This window comes from Citrobacter sp. Cb028, assembly GCF_030336705.1.
In the GTDB taxonomy this organism is placed as follows: Bacteria; Pseudomonadota; Gammaproteobacteria; order Enterobacterales; family Enterobacteriaceae; genus Citrobacter; species Citrobacter braakii.
This window is the reverse complement of the sequence record NZ_JAOWCZ010000035.1, coordinates 507989-534093: the sequence shown is the minus strand read 5'-3', so window position 1 is coordinate 534093 and position 26105 is coordinate 507989. Positions and strand designations below refer to the sequence as shown.

The window sequence follows — 26105 nt, the reverse complement described above, 5'->3', positions numbered from 1 at the left end:
TCCTTATCGGCAAATATAGACTTTATTCTCATCAATCACCCTATCGAAGGTAATTGTACAGAACTGTCCCTGCTGTTTATTAACTGCAACATGTACCGACGCGGGAATGTCGTTAGTGCGAATAAATAACCGGCTACCCTGCCCCACCAGACCAATATTATTACCGATTTCATCTTCCACTTCATAACCGAATGATAACGGAGAGCCGTCCGGACGCTCGGCCAGGAAGTACCAGGGTTTGCGCCGATCGGTTTCAAACTCCGTCATCACGACCGCACCGCGATAGGGTACTGTACCTTTTCGATTGCCCAGTAATGCCACATCGCTATTAGTGTCGGAAAGATCCAGCATCAGCATATTTTCACGGTACGGCGTCAGACTGTCGTAAACCGCGTAACCCCTACTGTTGGTCGTTAGGTAACGATGCCCTTGCACAGCCGCACCCTGTAACCCAGGCGCTTTAACAATGGCGAATGTATCTGAAAGCCGGGGAGTCAGAGCCACGCCCTCAGACCACACCACAATCCCCCCCTGAATATTGCCGCTGGCCTGTTGATACTTATTCGATTGGCTGTAACTACCGCCTACAGTCGCCACTGGCGCGCGCCAGACCATGCTACCGCCCGCCGTTGTCTCGTTCCCCTGTCGTTGCTGACTGAGGTTGGCACCATAGCTGAATTGATCGCGATTACCCGTCACCCCGCTTAAGCTGGTGTTATTCGACTGAAAGCCGTCATTATCAAACGTCGTGGAATTAGAGACGAACAGATCGCGTCGAGGAGTGGAAATACCGTCCCCCCACGAGAACGGGATGGAGATATACAGGTTAAAACGCTTATCCTCGTGGTTGTCCTCATCGTACGTTTGACTCACGGCAAAGGTATAGCTAACTCGCTGCCAGGCGTTAGAGTAGCTAAGCTGATAATCTTTGCCGTTTCCACTGCGTTGCCAATAGTCGCGCCACAGGCCACTGACCGCCAGGGATCCCCAGTTTTCGGGTAACGCTTGATTTATATTCAGTGAAAAACTGTTCTTGCGGCCAAAGTCGTTTTGATAGTAGTCCGCAATGTCATAAACATCGTTTTTATCGCGATTATAGTTATTTTTATTATTCGCCCACACGTAGTCATTAAAGGTACGATAATCCCGCGAGGAGTAACGATAAGCTGCCAGTGCAAACTGCGTACCGGTCTGCGTGACATATTTGTTCCATGCAACCTGATAGCTCTGACCATCAAAAACATCACCATTATCCTGCTCGCTATGCGATCGCGTGGCGTCTACCGATACTGCGCCAATGGGGGTATTCCAGCCAGTCCCAAGCACAAATGAAGAATAGTTTTGCGAAAGCATTGTGCCGCTATAGACCGTTAGCAGATTGTTCAGACCATACTGATAACTCCCTTGCAGGAAATCATACTGATTGCCAGCCCCTTCAATATGACTTCGCCCTGCAGCGAAATCATATTTCGATACGCCCGACTGCAGCATATTTGGCACAGATGAAAAAGGCACCAGATAATGAGATATCGAACCGTTAGCCTCTTTCACACTGACATCTAAATCCGAACCGCCGCCAGCGAGTTGTAGATCATCAATAGCAAATGGACCTGGTGGTACTTCTTTCTGGTAAATAACAAAACCATTTTGTTCGATGGTTACCAGGGCGTTGCTCTGGGCAATCCCACGAACTACAGGGGTAAAATTCTGTTTTGAGTTTGGTAACATTTGCATATCGCGCCAGATACGCACACCACGAAAACGTACGGCATCAAAAATATCAGCCCCGGTATACATGTCACCGGCGCGCAATGTACCAAGAATCGACGGCACACCACGTTCCACATATAACGTGTTGCTCTTCCATTTGCCGTTGCCCTCGTTACCTTTCGTATAGTTGTCACTTGAATGCAACTGCCACCCCAGCAGGTTCAACCCGCTATTCAGGTTCACATAGCTGCTTTTATCATCACCACCGTGTTTATAATTACTGTAATACTGGCTGGCGTAATAAGAGGTATAAAAAGCGTTCACCCCACGATCCCAGGTTTCAGGCGGCATATATCCTGGTTCATATTCAATCACATACGCCTGAGGTACGCTTAAATTTAGAATAAACTCCCCAATGTCATAACTGACACTGCCGCCCTGCACTGCTGCACGCAGCGGCACGCAGCCTTCTTGTTTATCCGTTTTAATGTTCCCGGTGCGAATACCAATTTGCTGCAATTGTGCCCAGGGCAGACATGTCAGTTCGGGATCGTCTTTAATATCAATATCGTACCGACCACGCCACTTATTATTAAGATAAACATCCATTTCATATATACCGGGCATTGGCTTATCGCCATCAATTTGATAGCGAGAGATTTTCTCACCATTCAAACCACCGATCATAAAGTGGGTATCAAACGTGTCTTCTTCAGCCCATGCGGATGAAGCAGCCAACACCGACAGGATTGACAGTGTAATAGAATTTATCTTTGACATAATCAATCCTTGACTATCTTTCCGTTTTTATTTTTTCACTTAAGTAGTTTCCGTGATCATCAATAAGAGTAACCTTGTAATGATTAACGACAGCAGTGGTGACGACCTTTTTATCTGACCACGGAGCAAGTAACACTGTCTCGCTGTTTATTTTTGAATTACCCACTAGTTCAGGAATAGTAATCCAGTTAGCAGAATTATTTTTGATATTAATGCCACCGCTGATATCTCTGACGCTTAAGCGAGAAAAGCTTTTTTCATCTACACCGGCGATACCCTGCGGGCGATATATAAATTTGATGCGATTCTGCATAGCAAATTTAATCATGTTCTTGCCTTCTGATTCCGCAGAATTAGGAGGAATATCTAACACATTCAGGAAAAAAAGACTTTCACGATCTTCCGGTAGCGTATTTGCCAATTGCTTAATTTTCAGTTGTTGACCAGAGCCTCCGCTGACCTTTGCCACCGGAGGGCTCATTACAAATGGCACGTGGATTTTTTCGGGTGGCAGACTGGTATCTCCGTCATCTATCCAGGATTGAACCAGCGAGCTGCGACTGCCTTCATTCATTAATTGCACGGTAATTTCTTTTTTCTGTGCCGGATAAATGACACGGGTGCCGTAAATGTATATGCCGCCCCACGCAGGCATTACTGTACCGGCCAGTAAAAACACGAGTATTTTTTTCATTATAATTATCCTTACTGCGGAAATAATCGGCGGCCGGAGCCGCCGACAAACAGGATAGTCATCTTAATCAGTAACAACCGTCATCGTCAGCGAAGAGGCCACATCACCAGCGGAGACATCGGCAGAACCAATTTTCGCGTAGCGTGCGCTAAAGTTCAGAGTATATTTATTGTCCGCAGTTTTAGTTAACTCAATACCTGTATCGGGGTTAACCTGTTTAGTAAAATCATCACCATAGTAAACGGTGAAGCCAGCACCATTATTTGCTGCGGTATTTCGTGTAATATATTTATTATTGCTGTCAAATTGAGAACTGGAGAAAGTAATTTTTGGTGCTTTACTTCCTGTACATTCAACCGTCAATGGCACGGTGGTTTTATTTGAGTATCCTTCATAAACACCACCAGCACTTAAGGCATTTAATCTGTCAGCACCAATTTGGTTCATACCAATGGTCGCAGTGGTATCCCCTGTAAATTTACAGGTGGTCCCTACTACCTTACCAGTAATAATCAGTTCACCCTGATCAGAATCAGCAGCAAAAGCCCCAGCGCTCATAACTACAGCGGACAGAACAGCAGCGGAAATAATTGAACGTTTCATCGTATATTCCTTAATGAATTAACTTCTATTGGTTAAGAGGACTTAACCCGTGAAATTAAATTCGCACACCAGAAACGTTACCGCAATGTAAACGCGTTGTTTTATTGATTTAAAACAAATTGCAAAGCGCAATATAATAGAAACAAATCAGTCGATTTTTTTATTCTTTTAAATTAATAAATTTACGAGATTAACTGTCGGAATGGAATTCTTCAGAGAAATGATCAGCCACGTATTATTCACAATAATAATGCATGGCTGATAAAAGACGTTTAATCGTAACGCGTCATCACAATTTGTCGTGTAGCGTCACCGGTGATAGTAACAATTTCAGTTACCGCACCTTTTGTTGGATTTGAAACACCCGCTCTGACGTTTGAAAAGGAAATGGCATTGCCACAGCGTTGCTGCAATTCGTTATTTACAACATCAGCGCTACAGGTGGGTTCAGTTACCCGACCATTGATATTCAGGGTGGCAGTATCTGTGGCGAAAGCAGAAGCGCTCATTCCATAAGCCAAAGTAATAACTCCCAAGAATAAATTTTTTTTCATTACGTTCATTATTCCTGTATCGGTTGGGAAACAGCACACAAGCCGTCTTTCCAGTAGATTATGGATTAACTGCCTCGCTAAGACTAATTGAGATTGTAGATTAATTCGACCAATTTGATCAATTTAAATGATGCATTGAGGGTGTTTATTCAGAAAAAGACATGAATTATACAGTCCGGATAAATAATTGAGTGAGGTTTTTCATCCAATATATTCACCGCATCAATTCATTATTGATGCGGTGAATATTTTTAACGCTATTAATTACACCGCGCGGAAGGCAATTTCACCCGGGATCACTTCCCCTTGCCAGTAGAGCTGGGCAGCGACACGTCCTGCCAGGTCGCGGTAAATGGCGGTAAATTCGCTGTCAGGACGGCTGATGACCGTCGGCGTACCACGATCCAGGTCTTCACGCAGAGAAATATGCAGCGGCATCTGTCCCAGCAGTTGGGTGTGATACTGCTCAGCCAGTTTCTGCGCGCCACCGGTGCCGAAGATTGGCTCGTGATGACCACAGTTGCTGCAAATATGCATACTCATATTCTCAACAATACCCAGCACTGGCACTTCGACTTTTTCGAACATCACGATGCCTTTTTTCGCATCGATCAGCGCGATGTCCTGCGGAGTGGTCACCACAACAGCACCCGTGACCGGAATGTTTTGCGCCAGCGTCAACTGGATATCACCCGTACCCGGCGGCATATCCAGTACCAGGTAATCAAGATCCGGCCATAAGGTTTCTTGCAGCATCTGCAGCAGGGCTTTGCTGGCCATCGGGCCACGCCAAACCATCGCATTATCGTCAGTAACCAGATAACCAATAGAGTTTGTCGCCAGGCCGTGAGACATGATCGGCGCCATGTGGGTACCGTCTGGAGAGGTTGGACGCTGGTTTTCCGCACCGAGCATCGTTGGGATTGACGGGCCATAAATATCGGCGTCCAGTATCCCTACCTTCGCCCCTTCCGCAGCCAGCGCCAGCGCCAGGTTCACGGCGGTTGAGGATTTACCTACGCCACCTTTACCCGAACTGACGGCGATGATGTTTTTTACACCATTAATGCCCGGCTGGTTTTTCACGCGTTTCAGCGTCGCAATGTTATGCGACAGTTTCCAGTCGATTGCTTTCGCACCAGTAATACGCAGCAGATCGGCGCTACATTGCTCTTTTAAGTCCTCAAACGCGCTCTGCCAGACAAACGGCATGACCAGCTCAACGTGCAACGTGTCATCCATCCAGGCGACGTGATGCAACGCTTTAAGCGTCGTCAGATTATGCTTCAGGGTTGAATGCTGAAAATTCGCCAGCGTCCCGGCAACCATCGCGCGCAGGGTCTCTGGTGATTTGGCCTGGGATTGTGCGTTCATCCCGACTCCTTTTTGTTGTTCTGAAAATACAATAGTCACCAGGTAGTTTACTCCAACCGCAACAATTATTCATTTACGGATAAATGCCCTTATCGCTTGGCGCAGTAATTACCATTTTGGTACTATCAAAGCCCTTTTCACTACAAAAGAAGTAATTGCCCACTATGACTCAAGTCGCGAAGAAAATTCTGGTAACGTGCGCGCTGCCGTACGCCAACGGCTCTATCCACCTCGGCCATATGCTGGAGCACATCCAGGCTGATGTCTGGGTCCGTTACCAGCGAATGCGCGGCCACCAGGTTAACTTCATCTGCGCGGACGACGCACACGGTACGCCAATCATGCTGAAAGCACAGCAGCTTGGGATCACGCCAGAGCAGATGATCGGTGAAATGAGTCAGGAGCATCAGACTGATTTTGCGGGTTTTGACATCAGCTATGACAACTACCACTCTACGCACAGCGAAGAGAACCGAGAGCTGTCTGAGCTGATTTATACGCGCCTGAAGGAGAACGGTTTTATTAAGAACCGTACTATCTCCCAGCTTTACGATCCAGAAAAAGGCATGTTCCTGCCGGACCGGTTCGTTAAAGGCACCTGCCCGAAATGTAAATCTCCGGATCAGTATGGCGATAACTGTGAAGTCTGCGGCGCAACCTACAGCCCGACCGAACTTATCGAGCCGAAATCCGTTGTTTCTGGCGCGACGCCAGTAATGCGCGACTCCGAACACTTCTTCTTTGACCTGCCGTCATTCAGCGAGATGCTGCAGGCCTGGACACGCAGCGGCGCGTTGCAGGAGCAGGTCGCCAACAAAATGCAGGAATGGTTCGAATCCGGCCTGCAGCAGTGGGATATTTCCCGCGATGCCCCATACTTCGGTTTTGAAATCCCGGATGCGCCAGGCAAGTACTTCTACGTCTGGCTGGACGCACCAATTGGCTATATGGGTTCGTTCAAAAACCTGTGCGATAAGCGCGGCGACACGACCAGTTTTGATGAGTATTGGAAGAAAGATTCCGACGCCGAGCTGTATCACTTCATCGGTAAAGACATCGTCTACTTCCATAGCCTGTTCTGGCCGGCGATGCTGGAAGGCAGCAACTTCCGTAAGCCGACCAACCTGTTCGTACACGGTTATGTGACGGTAAACGGTGCGAAGATGTCCAAATCTCGCGGTACCTTCATTAAGGCCAGCACCTGGCTGAAGCACTTTGACGCCGACAGCCTGCGCTACTACTACACGGCGAAGCTTTCTTCACGCATTGATGATATCGACCTGAACCTGGAAGACTTCGTTCAGCGTGTAAACGCCGATATCGTCAACAAAGTAGTCAACCTGGCATCACGTAACGCAGGCTTTATCAGCAAGCGTTTTGACGGCGTACTGGCTGCTGAACTGGCCGACCCGGCGTTGTATAAAACCTTCACTGACGCTGCTGCGGTGATTGGCGAAGCATGGGAAAGTCGTGAATTTGGTAAAGCTATCCGTGAAATCATGGCGCTGGCCGATGTGGCAAACCGCTACGTTGACGAACAGGCTCCGTGGGTCGTTGCTAAACAGGAAGGCCGCGATGCCGACCTGCAGGCGATCTGCTCCATGGGTATCAACCTGTTCCGCGTCCTGATGACTTACCTGAAACCGGTTCTGCCAACGCTTGCTGAACGTGTAGAAGCTTTCCTGAACATCGAGCTGAGCTGGGATGCCATTAAGCAACCGCTGCTCGGTCACAAGGTCAACACCTTTAAGGCGCTCTACAATCGCATCGACATGAAACAAGTTGAAGCGCTGGTGGAAGCGTCGAAAGAAGAAGTGAAGGCCGCTGCCGCACCGGTAACCGGCCCGCTGGCGGATGACCCGATTCAGGAAACCATTACCTTTGACGATTTCGCCAAAGTTGACCTGCGCGTGGCATTGATTGAAAACGCCGAGTTTGTGGAAGGTTCTGACAAACTGCTGCGTCTGACGCTGGATCTCGGTGGCGAGAAGCGTAACGTCTTCTCTGGTATTCGTTCTGCCTATCCGGATCCGCAGACCCTGGTTGGACGTCAGACCATTATGGTTGCTAACCTGGCACCTCGTAAGATGCGCTTCGGCATTTCTGAAGGGATGGTCATGGCGGCAGGTCCTGGCGGGAAAGATATCTTCCTGTTAAGCCCGGACGAAGGCGCAAAACCTGGCCAACAGGTGAAATAAATCAGACATCTCGAGCGCTGCAACTGCAGCGCTTTTTTTTGCTGAGGGATTTACCTTTAATCTTAAACACACTCCCCCACTCCATTTTCGGACTGCTCAGCCATCGCTATTAGATTTATTCTATACTGCTCTGCTATTAAGGCCGCCCGGCCCCTTCATATTCATTAGAATTATTATTTAGCTTTCGATATTCATAAAATGGAGTTTCCATGACAGCGTTACAAAAATTAGTTTCTCTCGCCGTGGCATCGGTTGTGGTTTTTTCCCTGGCGGGTTGTGGTGATAAAGAAGAGACGAAAACATTCAATGCCAATCTTAACGGTTCGGATATCACCGTCTCTTACACCTATAAAGGTGACAAAGTTCTGAAACAAAGCTCCGAAAGTAAAATCAGCTATGCGTCTGTCGGCGCCAGCAATAAAGAGGAAGCCGCAAAAGTATTCGATGCGTTAAGCGCCAAATATCAAAATATTGCAGGCGTAGAAGAAAAGCTCACCTATACAGATACCTACGCGCAGGAAAATGTCACTATCGATATGGAAAAAGTCGATATAAAAGCGTTGCAGGCAATTTCCGGGATGAAGCTTTCTGAGAAAGCCGATAAAAATATCAGCATGAAGCAAATGCAAACGGTAATGGAATCGGCGGGTTTTAAAGAAGTGAAATAACATCCTGGCGACCCGATATTCATCGTGGTCGCCAGCGTCGTTTTACGCTTTCGTTTTGTGCACTCGCGACGTCAAACCCCGCAGGAAATAACGCAGAAACTGATCGCCGCATTCGCGATAGTTCTTATGGTCCGGCGCGCGCATCATGGCGGTAATTTCCGGCATCGACACACGAAACTTCTGCTCGGTCATAATGGCCAGAATATCATCGGTTTTCAGCGAAAAGGCTATACGCAGCTTTTTCAGCACCGTATTGTTGTTAACACGACGCTCAAGCGCCAGTTCCGGCGCAGACTCGTCTTTACCACGCAGATGATAAATCAGACCGTTTAAAAATCCGGAGAGAATGATATCCGGGCAGCGAATAAACCCGGCTTCATCTTCTTTTGTCATCCAGGTATCAAAACCTGCGGAGGTGGATTCCATGTCAGCAAGCGCAAGAATACGCACCATGTCGTTATTGTTCGCTTTCAGGGTGTAGCGCAGGCTACGAAGAATATCGTTACTTAGCATAGAGCCTTCAACTGTCGGTGATGCAATGGCGCGCAGTGTATCAGTTTTACAGTCCAATCGCCTCTTTTAGACTTTTAAGATAACGGCGACTTACCGGAACTGTCAGCCCGTTGCGTAAAATCAGTTCGGCCTGACCGTTTTCTTCCAGACGGATCTCCCGCAATTGCGCCATATTCACCAGATACTGCCGATGGCAGCGCAGCAAAGGTGTACGGCTTTCCAGCGTTCTGAGCGTCAGTTCGGTGAAACCTTCTTTACCATCGCTGCTGGTCACATACACGCCGCTCATGCGGCTGCTGATAAACGCCACGTCATCCATTTGCAGCAGATAGATTCGGCTGTGGCCGCTGCACGGAATAAACTTCAGCGCCTGCTGATTCTCCGGCAGTAGCGATACATCCTGCTTCGTGCGCTCCTGACGTAAACGGCTCAGCGTTTTTTCCAGTCGCGCCTCTTCAATCGGTTTGAGAAGATAATCAAACGCGTGTTCTTCAAAAGCTTTCACCGCATATTCATCAAAGGCAGTAAGGAAAACAATATACGGACGATGCTCAGGATCAAGCATGCCAACCATTTCCAGACCGCTGATACGCGGCATCTGAATATCAAGGAACAGGACATCCGGACGCAGTTTATGTACCGCGCCGATGGCTTCCACCGCATTCGAACATTCGCCGACGATCTCGATGTCGCTTTGCGCCTGCAACAGGATCCGCAGATTCTCCCGCGCTAACGGTTCGTCATCGACAATCAGCACTTTGATCATGCCAGTTCCTCCAGAGGAAGTCGTAAAGTGATTCGGGTAAAGCGGTCAGGTTCACACGCTACGCTGATGCCAAAATCGTCGCCAAACCGCTCGCGCAGTCGTTTATCAACCAGATTCATACCCAATCCGCTGGCCTCAGACGTTGGCTGATACAACCCGGCGTTATCTTCAATATCCAGCATCAGATACTGCCCTTCACGGCGGGCGGTAATCGACACTTCGCCGGTATCCAGTAGCTGAGAGGTACCGTGCTTAATGGCATTCTCCACAATAGGTTGTAGGGTAAAGGCAGGTAATTGCTGATACGAAAGCGCATCTGGCACCGTCAAAGTCACCTGCAGGCGCGACTGAAATCGCGCCTTTTCAATTTGCAGATAGGCATTAACGTGCTCAATTTCATCAGCCAGCGTCACAATCTCCGACGGACGTTTTAAGTTTTTGCGAAAGAACGTCGACAGATACTGCACCAGTTGGCTGGCCTGCTCGCTATCACGTCGGATCACGGCTTTGATGGTGTTGAGCGCATTAAACAAAAAATGGGGGTTCACCTGTGCATGCAGGAGTTTGATTTCCGACTGCGTGAGCATCGCTTTTTGCCGCTCATACTGCCCGGCCAGAATCTGCGCCGAAAGCAACTGGGCGATCCCTTCCCCCAGCGTGCGGTTGATCGAGCTAAAGAGGCGGTTTTTGGCTTCATACAGTTTGATGGTCCCCATCACCCGCTGGTTTTCCCCCCGCAAAGGGATCACCAGCGTCGAGCCTAATTTGCATTGCGGGTGCAAAGAGCAGCGGTAAGGGACTTCATTCCCATCGGCATACACCACCTCTCCGGTTTCTATCGCCCGTTGGGTGTACGACGACGAAATAGGTTTTCCGGGTAGATGGTGATCGTCACCAATGCCGGTAAATGCCAGCAGCTTCTCGCGGTCGGTAATTGCCACAGCACCGATATCCAGCTCTTCATACAGCACCTGAGCGACCTTCATGCTGTTAACCTCGTTAAACCCCTGGCGCAAAATACCCTCCGTTGAGGCGGCAACTTTGAGCGCAGTGGCGGAAAAAGCAGAGGTATATTTTTCAAACATCGCCCGTTTATCGAGCAAAATACGCATAAATAAGGCTGCGCCCACGGTATTCGTCACCATCATTGGCGCGGCGATATTACTGACCAGCCGAAACGCATCGTCAAACGGCCGGGCGATTAACAAGATGATCAGCATCTGCACCAGTTCGGCGACAAAAGTAATGGCACCCGCGGTCAGTGGGCTAAAGACTTTATCGGTACGGCCACGACGGGTGAGCACGCTGTGCACCAGCCCGCCGAGCAAACCTTCGACAATGGTCGAAATCATGCAACTGAGCGCCGTCATTCCGCCCATTGAATAACGATGTAAGCCACCGGTTAGACCGACCAAACCGCCGACCACCGGGCCGCCAAGCAGCCCGCCCATCACCGCGCCGATAGCACGGGTATTAGCAATAGAATCATCAATGTGCAGCCCGAAATAGGTGCCCAAAATGCAGAAAATGGAAAAGGTAACGTAGCAAAGCAGCTTGTGCGGGAGCCGGATCGTGACCTGCATCAGCGGGATAAACAAACGCGTTTTGCTCATGAGCCACGCGATAACGAGAAACACACACATCTGCTGAAGCAGCAGCAACACCAGATTAAACTCGTACATACCTGCCAACCACACATCACTTAAAAGCGCGTAACATACATGGGCTGCGCGTAACTTTCTTTGAAGTGTTGCAAAAAAAAAGGAATTTGTGAGAACGATCACTCGAAAGCGCGAGCATGACTACAAATTCACCCATTTGTTGATCAAAAAACAGACAAAACTACCTGGTTCGCAAAAGAGCGTCTAAAGTAAAACTGGGACCTCGCGAGCATAAGTGAGACGACGATGGCGCTTTACACAATAGGTGAAGTGGCTTTGCTTTGTGATATCAACCCTGTCACTTTACGCGCGTGGCAGAGGCGTTACGGATTACTGAAACCGCAGCGAACAGACGGTGGGCATCGCCTGTTTAACGACGCGGATATCGACCGGATCCGTGAGATAAAACGCTGGATAAATAACGGCGTTCAGGTCAGTAAGGTAAAAATGTTGCTCAGCAATGAGAACATTGATGTGCATAACGGCTGGCGCGAACAGCAAGAGACGCTGTTGAGCTATTTGCAAAGTAATAATCTGCATAGCCTCAGGATGTGGATCAAAGAGCGCGGTCAGGATTATCCCGCACAAACGCTCAACACCCATTTGTTCATTCCGTTACGCCGTCGCCTGCAATGTCAGCAGCCGATCCTGCAGGCGTTACTGGGGATCCTCGACGGTGTCCTCATCAACTACATCGCGATTTGTCTGGCCTCGGCGCGCAAGAAACAGGGTAAAGATGCCCTGGTTGTCGGCTGGAACATTCATGATACCACTCGCTTATGGCTGGAGGGTTGGGTAGCCAGCCAGCAGGGATGGCGCGTTGACGTCCTCGCCCACTCGCTAAACCAATTGCGACCAGAGCTGTTTGAAGGGCGAACCTTACTGGTCTGGTGCGGCGAAAGCCAAACGCCCGCTCAGCAGCAACAACTGAACGAATGGCGCGCGTTAGGTCACGATATTTATCCACTCGGTATTTAAAGCCAACCAGGATCGGCTCTTAATATTCTGTTAACAAACGTGTACAATCCTTAGATTCACATAAGGAGTGCATAATGAGCGCAGCTAAAATCGGTGTCATTACCCTCTTCCTGCTGATGGCCATCGGCGGTATCGGCGGCGTCATGCTGGCAGGCTACACATTCATTTTACGTGCCGGGTAAGGTGGCTCGCTAATCGCTCAAACCCGCGGTCAACTATCACCGCAGCCAGCGCGACCAGCAGCGCCCCCTGAATCACATAGGCGGTATTGAACCCGCTCAGGCCGATGATAATCGGCGTGCCCAGCGTGTTCGCCCCGACGGTTGAGGCTATCGTAGCGGTGCCGATATTAATAATCACCGACGTGCGAATTCCCGCCAGAATAACCGGTGCCGCCAGCGGCAACTCCACTTTACGCAGCCGCTGGCCCTGACTCATGCCCATTCCGCTGGCGATATCCATCACGCTGGGAGGAATTCCGCCGAGTCCCGCCAGAGTTGCCTGCAAGATTGGTAACACGCCATACAAAATCAGCGCGATAATCGCGGGTTCAAGCCCAAACCCCATCACCGGTACGGCGATCGCCAGCACGGCGACCGGAGGAAATGTCTGCCCCACGGCGGCAATCGTTTCCACCATCGGCCTGAATTCCGCGCCCCAGGGCCGGGTTACCGCTATTCCCGCGCCGGTGCCAATGATGACGGCAATAAGGCTTGAAATCCCCACCAACGCAAAATGACTCAACGCCAGCGCCGTAAAACTTTCCTGCTGATACACGGGACGCGGCAGCGCCGGAAATAGCGAACTAAACAGGGCCTGACTGTGAGGCAATCCCACCAACAGGATCAGAAACAGCACAACAAGCCATAGCAATGGATCAGCAAGACGTTTCACGGGTCGGCGTCTCCGAAAGCAAATCGCGAAAATGAAGCGTCCCGCAGGGTAACCCCTGCGGCGTCACGACCGGCAAGACATCGCAGCCACGCGCCACGAACACCGACAATGCATCACGTAGCGTCATCTCATCCACCAGCGGCTCGCCGTCTGAGTGTTCGCCGCGACGGATAAAATCCCCTACCGTACGCAGTGACAACAGCCTTACGCCCAGTTCACTGCGGCCAAAAAAAGTTTGCACGAAATCATTCGCTGGCGCAGTGAGCATCGACAGCGGCGTGCCTTGCTTCACAACTTTTCCCGCATCCATCAAAATCAGATGCTCCGCCAGTCTCAGCGCCTCGTCGATATCATGCGTCACCAGCACAATGGTACGTCCCAATAAACGATGGATACGCGTCATCTCCTGCTGCAGCGCGCCGCGGGTGACCGGGTCCAGCGCGCCAAAAGGCTCATCCATCAGTAGCACCTGCGGATCTGCGGCCAACGCACGCGCAACTCCAACCCGCTGCTGTTGTCCACCGGAAAGCTGATGCGGATAACGGTGGCGCAAACTCGCCTCAAGGCCCAGCAGCGCCATTAGTTCATCTGTTCGGTCATCAATACGTGAACGTGACCACTTTTGCAGCTGCGGTACGGTGGCAATATTCTGCGCGACGGTCCAGTGGGGAAACAAACCAATAGACTGAATCGCGTACCCCATGCGCCGTCGTAACTCCAGCACCGGCAGGCTGCGGATCTCCTCCCCGGCGAAACGGATCTGCCCGCTGTCATGTTCAACCAGCCGGTTGATCATCTTTAGCGTGGTAGACTTGCCCGAACCTGACGTGCCAATTAATACCGAAAAGCTGCCTTCTCCTAACTGCAGGTTAAGGTCGTCGACGGCTTTTTGCTGGCCATAGGTTTTACTGACATGGCGAAATTCAATCATTATTCGATACCTTTAGCAGCGCGATCCCTAAATCAAACAGCGCATCAATCAACACAGCCAGCACAACGACCGGGATCACGCCCAACAGCACTAAATCAACGGCGCTACTGAGCAATCCCTGAAAGACCAGCGCGCCAAATCCCCCTGCACCAATCAGCGCGGCTATCACCGCCATCCCCACCGTCTGGACCATCACCACTCGCAAACTGCGCAAGAAGACCGGCAGCGCCAGTGGAAACTGCACTGAGATAAACCGCTGACGCGCGCTCATCCCCATCGCCCGGGCGCTTTCAAGTACATCGCGTGGAACCTGATTCAATCCAGCCACTACGCCGCGAACCAGCGGTAAGAGCGCATACAGCACCAACGCAATAAGCGCAGGCGTCAGACCGGTTCCCGCTACGCCAAGCGAACCCAGCAAGGGAAAGTGCTTCACCAGTCCAGCAAGCGGCGCTATTAACAGGCCAAACAGCGCGACGGAGGGAATAGTCTGGATAATGTTCAGTACCGCGAATACCGGCCCCTGACGGGAGACAGAAAAAGTACACCAGACGCCCAGCGGCACGCCAATGAGCAGCGCGGGCACCACGGTAGCGAACAGAATCGTCAGATGCTGCGCCAGCGCGTCGTTAAAGACATCCTGGCGGTTGGCATATTCTTTAAGCAGAGAAAGATCGTTAAACGTACCGGAGAGCAGTAACACCAGCGGCAAAATGAATATTTGTGCGTGCAATAACCAACGCCACGACGCCCGTTCGGTGATGCGACGAATGGCGTCACTGGCTGCCAGCAGCATCACTCCCAGCCCTAACCAGAACCCGCTGCCCAGGCTGGTTCTGGCCAGAGGACTACCCGTCTGGGCCAAATACGTTGCCGTTGTGCCGGCGATGACCAGCACCGCAATCACCAACAGTTGGCTAACGATAAGCGTCAATATATTGCCGGATTTTCCCGGTACAAAGCACAGAAGAAACAGCACCACACAGGCCGCCGCTAATCCCCATGCCATGTCGGGTTGGATATCCCAGAGTTGACGACCTTCACCGGAAACCAGGCGATTGGGAGCATAACTAATGAAAGGAAGCGCTGCCGCCGCGATGGTAAGAAACACCAGCAGCAACAGCACCCGATTTACTGAAATATTCGACAAAACACCCACCTGCTGCAAACTCCGTTACTTCACCCATCCTTTTTGCTTCAGGTAGTCTGCTGCGACTTTTTTCGCATCCAGTCCCTCCACGGCGATACTGGCATTCAGCCGTTGCAGCGTTTTTTCATCCAGGCTGGCAAATACCGGTTGTAGCCATTCTGCCATTTGCGGGTAGTCCTGCAGCACCGATTCACGCACAACGGGCGCTGGCGCATAAATGGGCTGTACGCCTTGCGGATCGCTTAATGTTTGCAGACCAAGCGCCGCAACCGGACCGTCGGTACCGTAGGCCATCGCTGCATTGACCCCAGAGGTCTGCTGCGCCGCTGCTTTAATCGTCACCGCGGTATCCCCCCCCGCCAGCGACAACAGCTGATTCTGATTCAGTTTGAAACCATAGGTTTTTTCAAAGGCAGGCAGCGCGTCAGCCCGTTCGATAAATTCCGCAGAGGCGGCAAGTTTGAACGTCCCCCCGTCTTTCAGGTAACGGCCTAAATCGGCAAGGGACTCAAGCTTATTCTTTTGCGCGACATCCTGGCGAACCGCAATGGTCCAGGTGTTGTTGGCGGGCGCAGGCGTTAGCCAGATCAGCTTATTTTGCTCTGCGTCCAGCTTTTTCACTTTGTCATAACCGGCCTGCGCATTTTTCCATGCAGGATCATTCTCATCTTTAAAAAAGAATGCGCCATTGCCGGTATATTCCGGATAAATATCCACTTCACCAGAGGTGATTGCCCCACGCACCACCGGAGTGGTACCCAGCTGTACTTTATTAACGGTTTTCACGCCGTGACTTTCGAGCACCTGCAAAATAATGTTGCCGAGCAGCGCCCCTTCGGTATCTATTTTTGAACCGACCGTGACGGGTGACGCGGCCTGCAAGGGCAAGCTGATCGCGGCTAACAACGCCAGCGAACCCACCCAAACTTTTGAAATTATCATGCTGCACTCCTCATTCTTTTACGGCCCTTTTCAGAGACTTGAGGAAAAAGCATAGTCGAAAAATCAAGCCTTAACCTGGCAATAGGGTAGTAACACTGAGAGTTACTCGCGGTAAGGCGATAATGCAATAAAAAAAATCCGGCAAACCCAAAGTGAGTTTACCGGATGGTACGATTTCGCAGGCCTGATAAGCGTCACGCTATCAGGCATGATATCAATTACAGCAGTTCAAATTCGCCCTGCTTCACTCTGGCAGAATCCACGCCGATAAAGACGTTGAACTTGCCCGGTTCGGCATCGTATTGCATACGCTGGTTCCAGAATTTCAGCGCTTCAACATCAATTGGGAAGCTAACGGTTTGGGTTTCACCCGGCTTAAGATTCACCTTCTCAAAACCTTTCAGCTGTTTTACCGGACGACTCATTGAAGCGGTAACATCCTGCAAATACATCTGAATCACCGTCGCACCTTCGCGTTTGCCGGTGTTGGTCACCTGCACGCTGGCCGTCACGGTCCCGTCACGCTTCATCGTCGGAGAAGAGAGTTTCACATCAGAAACCGTGAATGTGGTGTAGCTCAGGCCATAGCCAAAGGGATACAACGGACCGTTCGCTTCGTCAAAGTAGCGCGACGTGTACTTATTCGGCTTATCGGCATTATACGGGCGACCGGTATTAAGATGGCTGTAATAGACCGGGATCTGTCCGACAGAGCGCGGGAAAGACATCGGCAACTTGCCTGACGGGTTGTAATCGCCAAACAGCACGTCGGCGATGGCGTTACCGCCTTCCGTCCCGGCAAACCAGGTTTCGAGGATCGCATCGGCCTGTTGATCTTCCTTAACCAGAGCCAGCGGACGACCGTTCATCAGTACCAGAACCAGCGGCTTACCCGTGGCTTTCAGCGCGGTAATCAGGTCACGCTGACTCTGCGGAATGGTGATATCGGTGCGGCTGGAGGCTTCATGCGCCATTCCCTGCGCTTCACCAACTACCGCGACGACCACGTCAGACTGCTTCGCGGCGTTAACGGCTTCATCAATCATCGCCTGCGGCGAACGCGGGTCAACCTTCACCGCCTCTTCATACTGGTTGAGGAAGTCGACAATGCCTTTGTCGTTGGTGATGTTCGCCCCTTTGGCGTATACCACTTTGCCCTGCTCGCCGATGGCATTTTTAATCCCCGTCAGCACCGTTACTGACTGATCGGCAACCCCGGCAGCAGACCAACTGCCCATCACATCACGCTTGCTGTCGGCCAGCGGACCGACAACCGCTACGGTGGCGGATTTTTTCAGCGGCAATGTTTCCAGACGGTTTTTCAGCAGCACCAGGCTTTCACGCGCCACTTCACGCGCCTCTTTGCGGTGCAAACGGCTTTCCGCGTTGGTGTCCTGCGGGTCAGATTCTTTGGCCCCCAGATGGCTGTACGGATCGTTAAACAGCCCCATATCATATTTCACGTTCAGCACATGACGCGCAGCGTCGTCCAGCTCCGCCATCGTCACCTTACCTGACTTAATCAACCCCGGCAGGTATTTGCTGTAATACTCATCGCTCATGCTCATGTTGATGCCGGACTTGATCGCCACACGCACCGCATCTTCAGGATCGGCGGCAGTGCCGTGCTTAATCAGTTCCTTAATCGCGCCGTGATCGGAAACGGTAATGCCCTTAAAGCCCCACTCATCGCGCAGCACGTCTTTTAACAGCCATGCATCCGAAGTCGCCGGCGTGCCGTTCAGCGAATTAAGCCCCACCATCACCGCACCGCTACCGGCGTCCAGTCCGGCTTTGTACGGTGGCATATAGTCGTTGAACAAACGCTGCGGGCTCATATCGACAGTGTTGTATTCCTTGCCGCCTTCAACCGCGCCATAGGCGGCATAGTGCTTGACGCTGGTCATCACCGAATAGCGATCGGCCGGGCTTTTACCCTGCATCGCTTCCACCATGGTTTTGCCCATCGTGGCGGTCAAATACGTATCTTCGCCAAACCCTTCCGAGGCGCGGCCCCAGCGCGGATCGCGCGAGACATCGACCATCGGCGCCCAGGTCATATTCAGACCATCATCGGCGGCTTCATACGCAGACACTCGACCAACGGTTCTGACCGCATCAAGATTAAAGGAGGACGCCAGACCGAGGCTTATCGGGAATACGGTACGCTGACCGTGCAATACGTCGTAGGCAAAAAAGAGAGGGATTTTCAGGCGGCTGAGATCCATCACCTGATCCTGCATTTTGCGGATATCCTGGCGCGTGACGGTGTTAAAAATTGCCCCAACCTGCCCGTCTTTGATCATCTCGCGGATGGCTTCTTTCGGGTTATCAGGCCCGACGCTTATCAAACGGAGTTGCCCAATCTTCTCATCTACGGTCATCTGCTTAAGTAAATCGGTAACGAAGGCATCCCGCGCCTCTGGCGTCAGTGGATGGTTACCAAACAGAGTGTCCGCCAACGCTGGTTGCAATGCCAGACTCACCGCGACACCTACAGAACATAGCCATTTCATGTTGATTCTCTCTTTATTTTTTCCCGACGAGGCAGCGAAAATATAACAAAAACCGCAGTTTGCCGTAAGACTAAACGGGAGCGATAAAGAAAGCTAAGGTTATTCTCCTAATTTTCGAAACCAGCGCGAATCAGTAAAAGACGAACCAGAGACAATATGAATGAGAAAGCGTATTGTCATACAAAGCGCTATGCTTGTTCCTGATATTGAGTCCCACCACAAGGAGTGGAGAATGTCTTCCATTACAACAGATAATAAAGCTTTCCTGAATGAACTGACCCGTCTGGTGGGTCATTCACACCTGCTGACAGAACCTGCTAAAACCGCCCGCTATCGCAAGGGATTCCGCTCCGGCCAGGGCGATGCGCTTGCCGTCGTGTTCCCCGGGTCGCTTTTAGAACTGTGGCGCGTTTTGAGCGCCTGCGTCGCCGCGGATAAAATTATTCTGATGCAGGCCGCTAACACCGGCCTGACCGAAGGGTCTACGCCGAGCGGTAATGATTACGACCGCGAGATTGTCATTATCAGCACCCTGCGTCTTGATAAGCTGCACGTCATCGGCAAAGGTGAACAGGTGCTGGCCTATCCAGGAACCACGCTCTATTCGCTGGAAAAAGCGCTCAAACCGTTTGGCCGTGAGCCGCATTCGGTCATCGGATCTTCCTGTATCGGCGCTTCGGTTATCGGTGGCATTTGCAACAACTCCGGCGGCTCGCTGGTACAGCGCGGCCCGGCATACACGGAGATGTCGCTGTTTGCGCGTATTGACGAACAGGGAAAATTACAGCTGGTTAACCATCTGGGTATTGAGCTGGGCCAGACCCCGGAGCAGATCCTGAGCAAACTGGATGACGAGCGTATTAGAGATGACGATGTTCGCCACGACGGGCGTCACGCGCACGATCACGACTACGTTACCCGTGTCAGAGATATCGACGCGGACACGCCCGCACGCTATAACGCCGACCCGGATCGCTTGTTTGAATCGTCCGGTTGTGCAGGCAAGCTCGCGGTCTTTGCCGTGCGTCTGGACACCTTCGAAGCCGAAAAAAACCAGCAGGTCTTTTACATCGGCACCAACCAGCCAGAGGTGCTGACGGAGATCCGCCGTCATATTCTGGCAAAATTCGAGCATCTGCCGGTCGCCGGTGAATATATGCACCGCGATATTTACGACATCGCTGAGCAATACGGCAAAGATACGTTTCTGATGATCGACAAGCTCGGCACCGACAAAATGCCGTTCTTTTTCACCCTGAAAGGTCGCACCGATGCGATGCTGGAAAAAGTGAAAATTTTCCGTCCTCACTTCACCGACCGGGCAATGCAGAAATTTGGTCATTTGTTCCCCAGCCACTTACCGGCGCGCATGAAAAGCTGGCGCGATAAGTACGAGCATCACCTGCTGTTAAAAATGGCCGGTGGCGGCGTGGCTGAAGCCCAAAACTGGCTAAGCGAGTATTTCAAAACCGCTGAAGGCGACTTCTTTGCCTGTACGGCGGAAGAAGGCAGCAAGGCGTTCTTGCACCGCTTTGCGGCGGCTGGCGCGGCTATTCGTTATCAGGCCGTACATGCGGATGAGGTGGAAGATATTCTGGCGCTGGATATCGCGCTGCGTCGTAACGACACCGTATGGTACGAGCATCTGCCTCCAGAGATCGACAGTCAACTGGTGCACAAACTCTATTACGGTCACTTTATGTGTTACGTTTTCCATCAGGATTACATCGTGAAAAAAGGCGTGGATGCGCATGCGCTCAAAGAGCAGATGCTGGAACTCCTTCGTGAGCGTGGGGCGCAGTATCCGGCAGAGCATAACGTCGGGCATCTGTATCAGGCACCGGAAACCTTGACCCGTTTTTACCGTGAGAATGACCCCACCAACAGTATGAATCCGGGTATTGGGAAAACGAGTAAGCAGAAGTTCTGGAAAGAATCGTAAACCTGAAAAAGATAAGCGCTACCGGGCATGTTGCCGGGAGCGCTTCGCTTGCCCGGCCTACTGCTACATTCGCTATGCGTAGGCCGGATAAGACATCTTATTTAATCGTTCTGTGCGGTTTGCTCGCCCTTCGCCGAACCTGCCGCCGCCATCTGCGCAGCTTTTTGCTTTTTATAGCTCAGCGCCGCCGCCGGAACCGGCATCACCTTGCCCGTTTCAATCCAGGTACGTAAACGGCTGGCATCTGCAAAGTGAGTATATTTGCCAAAGGCATCCATCACCACCAGCGCCACCGGTTTGTTGTTAATCACCGTGCGCATCACCAGACAGTGGCCTGCCGCATTGGTAAACCCGGTTTTCGTTAACTGAATATTCCAGTTATCGCGGTATACCAGATGGTTGGTGTTACGAAACGGCAGCGTATACGCAGGGTTGGCAAACGTCGCCATATCTTCACGCGTAGTACTTAACTGGCCGATCAGCGGATACTGTTTGCTGGCGATCAGCAGCTTGGTTAAGTCACGGGCGGTCGAGACGTTATGAATCGACAAGCCAGTGGGTTCCACAAAGCGTGTCTGAGTCATGCCGAGCGCTTTCGCTTTGGCATTCATGGCTTTGATAAACGCGTTGTATCCGCCCGGGTAATGATGCGCCAGGCTCGCCGCCGCGCGGTTTTCTGATGACATCAGCGCCAGTAGTAACATGTCTTTACGACTGATTTCGCTGTTCAGTCGTACGCGAGAGTATATGCCTTTCATCTCCGGCGTCTGGCTAATATCGACTTTCAGCTTTTCATTCAGCGGCAGTCGTGCATCAAGCACCACCATCGCCGTCATTAATTTGGTAATCGACGCAATCGGACGCACAAGGTCCGGGTGGTTCGAATAGATAACTTTGTTGGTATTCAGATCAACGATCATCGCGCTACCGGACGCTATCTCAGGTTGAGAAGCCGCTGCGGTAGTTGCCGTTTTCGCCACGGCTTGGGGTGCAAAAGGAACGGCCAGCACCAGGGCAAGGCTTAATAATGAAACTCGGAATTTCAGCATGATGAGATTTCTGATAATGGTTCACGCACGTCACAACGCACACCGCCAGAGATTAAGTATTATCTCAAGCTAGCTCAGGCATCATAGCGATCCGGTAGGTTTGCTGCCACAGGAGAATCATCTCGAAATGCTGCGTTGCTGACTTTTACGTCAACAACGCAGCGTAGACAGGTTTATCCGTCAGAATAACCGATAGCCGTAACCCCACAGGATTACCGTAATAGCCAGCAGAACCTCCAGTACCAGCACACCGATCGCCAGCGTCGAACTGGAAAAACTCAACCCTTCCTCACGAGTGATATTCAGGAACGTCGGAATACCGAGATAAAGTAAATAACCGGTGTAAAACAGCGCGAGAGTCCCGACTAATGCGCACAGCCAGACCAGCGGATAAAGTGCGACCAGCCCGCTTAAAAACAGCGGCGTCGCGACATATCCGGCAAACACCATACAATGTGCCAGCGACGGACGCTGCGGGTAGTTACGCGCCATCCACCAGATAACCCGGCCCATGACGGCAACGCCCGCCAGCATCACCCCGTAAAACAGAATCGCCATTGCAAATCCAGTCAACAGGGATAATTTCAGGATATTGCCATCGCCAAAATCCCAGCCGATTTGTGTGGTACCGATGAACGCACAAATAACCGGGATTGCCGCCATCAGCAGTACATGGTGGGTATAGTGATGCGAAACGCTTTCGTTTTCGCTGTTGATCACATGCATTTCACGATCGGGATGGGAAAACAGCCCCCAGACATGGTTCATACCGCCCCCTTCTTGTCAGCTCCGGACCTCAACAGTTCAAGTATAATTCAGCTTTGGATTAATTTTTGTACAACAACAAAAATGACGAACCGCTAATTCAGCGCTTTTAAACCCCACGATGATTCACAGGGTGTATGCTTAACGTCGGGAGGTCATCCAGACATATGGATATAAACAGTCTTATTGCACATTACGGTTACGCCGCATTGGTCATTGGCAGTTTGGCCGAAGGTGAAACCATTACCCTGCTGGGCGGCGTGGCGGCACATCAGGGATTACTTAAATTTCCTCTGGTGGTTATCTCTGTGGCCCTGGGCGGGATGATTGGCGATCAATTGCTGTATTTGCTTGGGCGTCGTTACGGTGGAAAAATTTTGCGTCGTTTCTCAAAACATCGCGACAAAATCCGCCGGGCGCAGAAAATGATCCAGCGCCGTCCTTATCTGTTCGTGATTGGCACCCGTTTTATGTATGGTTTTCGCGTGATCGGCCCGTTGCTGATTGGCGCAAGCCATTTGCCGCCTAAAATTTTCCTGCCGTTGAATATTCTGGGAGCGCTGGCGTGGGCGCTGATATTTACCACGCTGGGTTACGTGGGGGGAGAAGTCATTGCGCCGTGGCTACACAATCTCGACCAGCATATTAAGCACTGGATATGGCTGGCTCTGGTGATTGTGCTGGTGCCTGGCGTTCGGTGGTGGTTAAAAAAACGCAGCAGCAAAAGTACAGCCCGGTAGCGCGATGTCTACCGGGCGGGTGCGTTACGAAGCGTGGTAGCCGCCCCCCAGCGCACGATTCAACTGGATTGAGGCATCCAGCCATTGCCCTTGTAAAAGCAGAGCGTTGCACCGTTCACGTAATGCCGGGATCTTTGCCTCACTAACCCGGGAGCCCGCAATAATTCCGGCATTGAAGCGCGCCTGCGCCAGACCCACTACGCGCAGTGCATCATGCTCAATCTGCTGCTGATGCTGATTCTTCTGCGCCAGGGTTTCTACCTGCGATGCTGCACGCGCCACGTCATTCACCGCATCCACCACGGCTTTGTTGTAATTCGCCACCGTCAGGTTGCTTTGCGCTTGAGTAATGTCGAGATTCGCGTTCAGCCTGCCGCTATCAAAGATAGGCAGCGTCAGCCCGGCCGTTACGCCCATTTGCTGCGCGGAATGGCGAAACAAGTCGCTCAGATGTAACGCATCCTGTTGTAAAAATGCCATCAGATTTACATCGGGATAAAACGCCGCTTTCGCCGCATCAATGCTGCTCAGCGATGACTCTATGTACCAGTGCGCCGCCTGCAAATCCGGTCGGCGGGCCAGCAGCGAATAACCTAGCTGGGACGGAAGCTGGCTTTCCACCGCGGGCAGCGGGGTCGAATGGAGTTTCAGGGCTGTGGACTGCGAGTTGGTCAGCGCGCTCAACCGCGCTTCAATCACCTTCATTTTACCGCTGACATCGTTCAGCTGCTGCTCTGTTTTGCTGGAATCGATATCGGTTTCAACGCCTTCCACCGAAGAAGTAAGACCATTTTGATACAGTTGACGATCAACGTTAATGACGTTCTGCTGCTCGGTTTCGATTTGCGTCAACACGGTTTTCAGCCCGGCCTGCGTTTGCCATTCCCAGTAAAGACGAGCCACACCGCTCGCCAGCACCTGTCGCGTTTGCTCGCGCTCGGCTTCACGCGCCTTAACGGCCCCAATACGTGCCGTCACTTCGGCCCGATTTTTACCCCACAGATCCAGATTCCAGCCAGCAGTTAAACCCAAGGTGCCGTTGGTGTACCACGGCCCGGTCGTCCCGGCGGCCGGATCGGTAATGGCAAACGGTCCCATCAGCCCTTCGGCTGACATTCTCTGACGCTCCACATCTGCAGAGAAATCGATCTCCGGGCCATCCTGCGCCTCCACAGCCTTAGCCTGCGCCTCCGCCAGTTGAATGCGCTGTTCCGCGACCTGCATATCAGGGGAGTTTCTTAACGTGCTGTCAATCAGCGCATTAAGCTGGGGGTCATGGTATGCCTTCCACCATTGGCTGTCCGGCCAGCCATTTTTTAACGCCGCAGGCAATGTGGTATCGACATTCGCAGCGGGGGTCTGCTGTGACAGAGACTGGCGGTCATCATACATCGGCGCGCAACCTGACATCAAAATAAAAAGCGGCAACAATGCCGTCGTGACAAAAGCAGAATTACGATTCATGGAGAGACACAGGTAAGAAAAGATGTGCTGAGATTACGACTTGTCGCGTTTCCTTTTTTAGTTACGCGTGGCAATACACCTTTGGCAATAAAAATATATAATCGGAAAAATATACACCCAACAAATAATTTAGATTAATTAATTTTAATAATTTATGGATGGAGACATTATGTCACAGAATATCTATGACGATCCCGAGTTCTTTGCCGGATATGCCACACTGGACCGTTCAGTAAAAGGGCTCGACGGTGCGCCAGAATGGCCGACAATTCAAGCGATGCTCCCCGCTCTACAGGGAAAAAATATCCTCGATTTGGGTTGCGGATATGGCTGGTTTTGCCGCTACGCGCGCGATAACCAGGCGGCCAGCGTAGTGGGACTGGATATTTCACACAAGATGTTAACTCAGGCGCACAGTATGACGCAGGGTAATGGCATCGTTTATCGCCGTGAAGATCTCGAAACGCTTTCCCTGTCGCCAAATTCCTTTGACCTGGTTTACAGCTCACTTGCCCTGCACTATTTGCGCGATATCGCGCGATTATTCGTAACGATTTACCAGTCGTTAACACCGGGAGGCATGTTGGTATTCTCTGCCGAGCATCCCATTTATACTGCACCGCTTAATCAAGGTTGGATAAAAGATAAAACCGGGCAACAGTCCTGGCCGGTCAATCATTATCAGCAGGAAGGCACACGCATCAGTAACTGGTTCGCGGAGGGTGTCAAAAAACAGCACCGTAAGCTGGCGACCTGGATTAATGCGCTGATAGCCGCCGGATTCGAAATCGTTTGTGTCGATGAATGGGGACCGTCCGCTGAACAGATTGCTGAAAACCCGGCGCTGGATGAAGAAAAAGAGCGGCCAATGGTGTTTCTGCTCAGCGCACGTAAACCGGAGTAAGGTCATTACAGGAAGATTTTCAGAGGCTTTCCTATACTTAACCTGAACTCACCAAAAAAGGAACGCTGATGAAAATCTTACTGTGGATTATTTTAGTTATTTTTCTGATTGGGTTATTGGTGGTAACTGGCGTGTTTAAGATGATTTTTTGAAAAAGGTTATTCCGTTGGTGATGAATTTGTTGCCTCCGGTGTATTGCTACGTTCACCTTATGTTTTTCACTTCTCTTAAACGATCCTCCCTGTGAACGTGTTAAGGGTACTATCGCCGTACCCTTAACAATCCCGGCTCCCGGCGGGAAAATTGCCG

24 protein-coding genes are annotated in these 26105 nt (G+C 51.2%); 8 read left to right on the top strand and 16 right to left on the bottom strand.

Annotation, left to right across the window (positions count from 1 at the left end):
- Positions 1-3: 3 nt before the first annotated feature.
- From OGV75_RS21350 to apbC, 5 genes are all read right to left on the bottom strand, one after another.
- Positions 4-2490: a fimbrial biogenesis outer membrane usher protein gene (locus tag OGV75_RS21350; RefSeq protein ID WP_286481159.1), complete on the bottom strand. Its 2487-nt coding sequence runs from the start codon at positions 2488-2490 to the stop codon at positions 4-6.
- A gap of 13 nt (positions 2491-2503) precedes the next feature.
- Positions 2504-3184 carry a fimbrial assembly chaperone gene (locus tag OGV75_RS21345; protein ID WP_016156960.1) on the bottom strand — a complete coding sequence of 227 codons (681 nt, stop codon included), beginning with the start codon at positions 3182-3184 and terminating at the stop codon, positions 2504-2506.
- Between the two features lie 63 nt (positions 3185-3247).
- Positions 3248-3787, bottom strand: coding sequence for a fimbrial protein YehD (gene yehD / locus OGV75_RS21340; RefSeq protein ID WP_016156961.1), 540 nt, complete (start codon positions 3785-3787; stop codon positions 3248-3250).
- Between the two features lie 272 nt (positions 3788-4059).
- Positions 4060-4341, bottom strand: a complete 282-nt coding sequence (locus tag OGV75_RS21335) for a DUF2574 family protein (RefSeq protein WP_142417529.1) — start codon at positions 4339-4341, stop codon at positions 4060-4062.
- Positions 4342-4605: 264 nt separating this feature from the next.
- The gene (apbC, locus tag OGV75_RS21330; RefSeq protein WP_016153686.1) at positions 4606-5715 is read right to left on the bottom strand and encodes an iron-sulfur cluster carrier protein ApbC; all 1110 of its coding nucleotides are present in this window, start codon (positions 5713-5715) and stop codon (positions 4606-4608) included.
- 164 nt (positions 5716-5879) lie between these two features.
- Between apbC and metG the strand changes: the two genes are divergently transcribed.
- Both metG and OGV75_RS21320 read left to right on the top strand, forming a co-directional pair.
- Positions 5880-7913, top strand: coding sequence for a methionine--tRNA ligase (metG, locus tag OGV75_RS21325; RefSeq protein ID WP_213238815.1), 2034 nt, complete (start codon positions 5880-5882; stop codon positions 7911-7913).
- Between the two features lie 209 nt (positions 7914-8122).
- On the top strand, positions 8123-8581 hold the full coding sequence (locus OGV75_RS21320; protein WP_016156964.1) for a YehR family lipoprotein: 459 nt from the start codon (positions 8123-8125) through the stop codon (positions 8579-8581).
- A 42-nt stretch (positions 8582-8623) separates the two neighbouring features.
- Here OGV75_RS21320 and OGV75_RS21315 read toward each other — a convergent pair whose 3' ends face one another.
- Genes OGV75_RS21315 through OGV75_RS21305 form a run of 3 tightly spaced genes read right to left on the bottom strand, consistent with a single transcriptional unit; the run spans position 8624 to position 11542 of the window.
- Positions 8624-9094, bottom strand: a complete 471-nt coding sequence (locus tag OGV75_RS21315) for a YehS family protein (protein WP_016156965.1) — start codon at positions 9092-9094, stop codon at positions 8624-8626.
- 46 nt (positions 9095-9140) lie between these two features.
- Positions 9141-9860, bottom strand: a complete 720-nt coding sequence (gene btsR / locus OGV75_RS21310) for a two-component system response regulator BtsR (protein WP_016153690.1) — start codon at positions 9858-9860, stop codon at positions 9141-9143.
- Positions 9857-11542, bottom strand: a complete 1686-nt coding sequence (locus OGV75_RS21305) for a sensor histidine kinase (RefSeq protein WP_016153691.1) — start codon at positions 11540-11542, stop codon at positions 9857-9859. Before OGV75_RS21305 ends, btsR begins: the two co-directional genes overlap by 4 nt.
- 225 nt (positions 11543-11767) lie before the next feature.
- On the opposite strand from OGV75_RS21305, the gene mlrA reads away from it, so the two are divergent.
- A complete protein-coding gene (mlrA, locus tag OGV75_RS21300) occupies positions 11768-12499 on the top strand; it encodes an HTH-type transcriptional regulator MlrA (RefSeq protein WP_016153692.1) in 732 nt (243 codons plus the stop codon).
- Positions 12500-12573: 74 nt separating this feature from the next.
- Positions 12574-12681: a protein YohO gene (locus tag OGV75_RS21295; RefSeq protein WP_003027354.1), complete on the top strand. Its 108-nt coding sequence runs from the start codon at positions 12574-12576 to the stop codon at positions 12679-12681.
- Here OGV75_RS21295 and OGV75_RS21290 read toward each other — a convergent pair.
- The 5 genes from OGV75_RS21290 to bglX form a co-directional block, all read right to left on the bottom strand.
- The gene (locus OGV75_RS21290; RefSeq protein WP_047416222.1) at positions 12662-13393 is read right to left on the bottom strand and encodes an ABC transporter permease; all 732 of its coding nucleotides are present in this window, start codon (positions 13391-13393) and stop codon (positions 12662-12664) included. The two genes, OGV75_RS21295 and OGV75_RS21290, sit on opposite strands and share 20 nt — an antisense overlap.
- Positions 13377-14324 carry an ABC transporter ATP-binding protein gene (locus tag OGV75_RS21285; RefSeq protein WP_016153694.1) on the bottom strand — a complete coding sequence of 316 codons (948 nt, stop codon included), beginning with the start codon at positions 14322-14324 and terminating at the stop codon, positions 13377-13379. Before OGV75_RS21285 ends, OGV75_RS21290 begins: the two co-directional genes overlap by 17 nt.
- Complete coding sequence (locus OGV75_RS21280) at positions 14317-15483, bottom strand: ABC transporter permease (RefSeq protein WP_101700144.1); 1167 nt, start codon at positions 15481-15483, stop codon at positions 14317-14319. The genes OGV75_RS21285 and OGV75_RS21280 overlap by 8 nt, the downstream gene beginning before the upstream one ends.
- 15 nt (positions 15484-15498) lie before the next feature.
- Positions 15499-16416 carry a glycine betaine ABC transporter substrate-binding protein OsmF gene (gene osmF, locus OGV75_RS21275; RefSeq protein WP_080858899.1) on the bottom strand — a complete coding sequence of 306 codons (918 nt, stop codon included), beginning with the start codon at positions 16414-16416 and terminating at the stop codon, positions 15499-15501.
- Between the two features lie 218 nt (positions 16417-16634).
- Complete coding sequence (gene bglX, locus OGV75_RS21270) at positions 16635-18932, bottom strand: beta-glucosidase BglX (protein WP_016153697.1); 2298 nt, start codon at positions 18930-18932, stop codon at positions 16635-16637.
- 232 nt (positions 18933-19164) lie between these two features.
- On the opposite strand from bglX, the gene dld reads away from it, so the two are divergent.
- Complete coding sequence (gene dld, locus OGV75_RS21265) at positions 19165-20874, top strand: D-lactate dehydrogenase (protein ID WP_286481153.1); 1710 nt, start codon at positions 19165-19167, stop codon at positions 20872-20874.
- Between the two features lie 101 nt (positions 20875-20975).
- Here the strand turns inward: dld and pbpG are convergent, their stop codons facing one another.
- Positions 20976-21923 (bottom strand): D-alanyl-D-alanine endopeptidase, encoded by a 948-nt coding sequence (gene pbpG, locus OGV75_RS21260; RefSeq protein ID WP_016153699.1) that lies wholly within the window; start codon positions 21921-21923, stop codon positions 20976-20978.
- 180 nt (positions 21924-22103) lie between these two features.
- Positions 22104-22691, bottom strand: a complete 588-nt coding sequence (locus tag OGV75_RS21255) for a Yip1 family protein (RefSeq protein WP_094761991.1) — start codon at positions 22689-22691, stop codon at positions 22104-22106.
- A gap of 164 nt (positions 22692-22855) precedes the next feature.
- On the opposite strand from OGV75_RS21255, the gene OGV75_RS21250 reads away from it, so the two are divergent.
- Positions 22856-23428 (top strand): DedA family protein, encoded by a 573-nt coding sequence (locus OGV75_RS21250; RefSeq protein ID WP_016153701.1) that lies wholly within the window; start codon positions 22856-22858, stop codon positions 23426-23428.
- 24 nt (positions 23429-23452) lie between these two features.
- Here OGV75_RS21250 and mdtQ read toward each other — a convergent pair whose 3' ends face one another.
- Positions 23453-24892: a multidrug resistance outer membrane protein MdtQ gene (gene mdtQ, locus OGV75_RS21245; RefSeq protein WP_286481151.1), complete on the bottom strand. Its 1440-nt coding sequence runs from the start codon at positions 24890-24892 to the stop codon at positions 23453-23455.
- A 169-nt stretch (positions 24893-25061) separates the two neighbouring features.
- Here mdtQ and OGV75_RS21240 point away from each other — a divergent pair, with 169 nt between their 5' ends.
- Together OGV75_RS21240 and OGV75_RS23705 are read left to right on the top strand one after the other, a co-directional pair.
- Positions 25062-25796: a class I SAM-dependent methyltransferase gene (locus tag OGV75_RS21240; protein ID WP_151222497.1), complete on the top strand. Its 735-nt coding sequence runs from the start codon at positions 25062-25064 to the stop codon at positions 25794-25796.
- A 68-nt stretch (positions 25797-25864) separates the two neighbouring features.
- Entirely contained in the window at positions 25865-25948 is an 84-nt protein-coding gene (locus OGV75_RS23705) for a small membrane protein YohP (RefSeq protein ID WP_019077217.1), read from the top strand.
- Positions 25949-26105 lie beyond the last annotated feature (157 nt).

What these genes read in the sequence shown, in the direction of transcription:
- OGV75_RS21250 (WP_016153701.1), top strand. Translation starts at nt 22,856, where the DNA reads ATGGATATAAACAGTCTTATTGCACATTACGGTTACGCCGCATTGGTC.
- OGV75_RS21295 (WP_003027354.1), top strand. Translation starts at nt 12,574, where the DNA reads ATGAGCGCAGCTAAAATCGGTGTCATTACCCTCTTCCTGCTGATGGCC.
- OGV75_RS21320 (WP_016156964.1), top strand. Translation starts at nt 8,123, where the DNA reads ATGACAGCGTTACAAAAATTAGTTTCTCTCGCCGTGGCATCGGTTGTG.
- OGV75_RS21305 (WP_016153691.1), bottom strand. Translation starts at nt 11,542, where the DNA reads ATGTACGAGTTTAATCTGGTGTTGCTGCTGCTTCAGCAGATGTGTGTG.
- apbC (WP_016153686.1), bottom strand. Translation starts at nt 5,715, where the DNA reads ATGAACGCACAATCCCAGGCCAAATCACCAGAGACCCTGCGCGCGATG.
- mlrA (WP_016153692.1), top strand. Translation starts at nt 11,768, where the DNA reads ATGGCGCTTTACACAATAGGTGAAGTGGCTTTGCTTTGTGATATCAAC.
- OGV75_RS21240 (WP_151222497.1), top strand. Translation starts at nt 25,062, where the DNA reads ATGTCACAGAATATCTATGACGATCCCGAGTTCTTTGCCGGATATGCC.
- pbpG (WP_016153699.1), bottom strand. Translation starts at nt 21,923, where the DNA reads ATGCTGAAATTCCGAGTTTCATTATTAAGCCTTGCCCTGGTGCTGGCC.
- OGV75_RS21335 (WP_142417529.1), bottom strand. Translation starts at nt 4,341, where the DNA reads ATGAAAAAAAATTTATTCTTGGGAGTTATTACTTTGGCTTATGGAATG.
- btsR (WP_016153690.1), bottom strand. Translation starts at nt 9,860, where the DNA reads ATGATCAAAGTGCTGATTGTCGATGACGAACCGTTAGCGCGGGAGAAT.
- metG (WP_213238815.1), top strand. Translation starts at nt 5,880, where the DNA reads ATGACTCAAGTCGCGAAGAAAATTCTGGTAACGTGCGCGCTGCCGTAC.
- OGV75_RS21255 (WP_094761991.1), bottom strand. Translation starts at nt 22,691, where the DNA reads ATGAACCATGTCTGGGGGCTGTTTTCCCATCCCGATCGTGAAATGCAT.
- yehD (WP_016156961.1), bottom strand. Translation starts at nt 3,787, where the DNA reads ATGAAACGTTCAATTATTTCCGCTGCTGTTCTGTCCGCTGTAGTTATG.
- OGV75_RS21345 (WP_016156960.1), bottom strand. Translation starts at nt 3,184, where the DNA reads ATGAAAAAAATACTCGTGTTTTTACTGGCCGGTACAGTAATGCCTGCG.
- mdtQ (WP_286481151.1), bottom strand. Translation starts at nt 24,892, where the DNA reads ATGAATCGTAATTCTGCTTTTGTCACGACGGCATTGTTGCCGCTTTTT.
- OGV75_RS21285 (WP_016153694.1), bottom strand. Translation starts at nt 14,324, where the DNA reads ATGATTGAATTTCGCCATGTCAGTAAAACCTATGGCCAGCAAAAAGCC.
- OGV75_RS21315 (WP_016156965.1), bottom strand. Translation starts at nt 9,094, where the DNA reads ATGCTAAGTAACGATATTCTTCGTAGCCTGCGCTACACCCTGAAAGCG.
- dld (WP_286481153.1), top strand. Translation starts at nt 19,165, where the DNA reads ATGTCTTCCATTACAACAGATAATAAAGCTTTCCTGAATGAACTGACC.
- OGV75_RS23705 (WP_019077217.1), top strand. Translation starts at nt 25,865, where the DNA reads ATGAAAATCTTACTGTGGATTATTTTAGTTATTTTTCTGATTGGGTTA.
- bglX (WP_016153697.1), bottom strand. Translation starts at nt 18,932, where the DNA reads ATGAAATGGCTATGTTCTGTAGGTGTCGCGGTGAGTCTGGCATTGCAA.
- OGV75_RS21350 (WP_286481159.1), bottom strand. Translation starts at nt 2,490, where the DNA reads ATGTCAAAGATAAATTCTATTACACTGTCAATCCTGTCGGTGTTGGCT.
- osmF (WP_080858899.1), bottom strand. Translation starts at nt 16,416, where the DNA reads ATGATAATTTCAAAAGTTTGGGTGGGTTCGCTGGCGTTGTTAGCCGCG.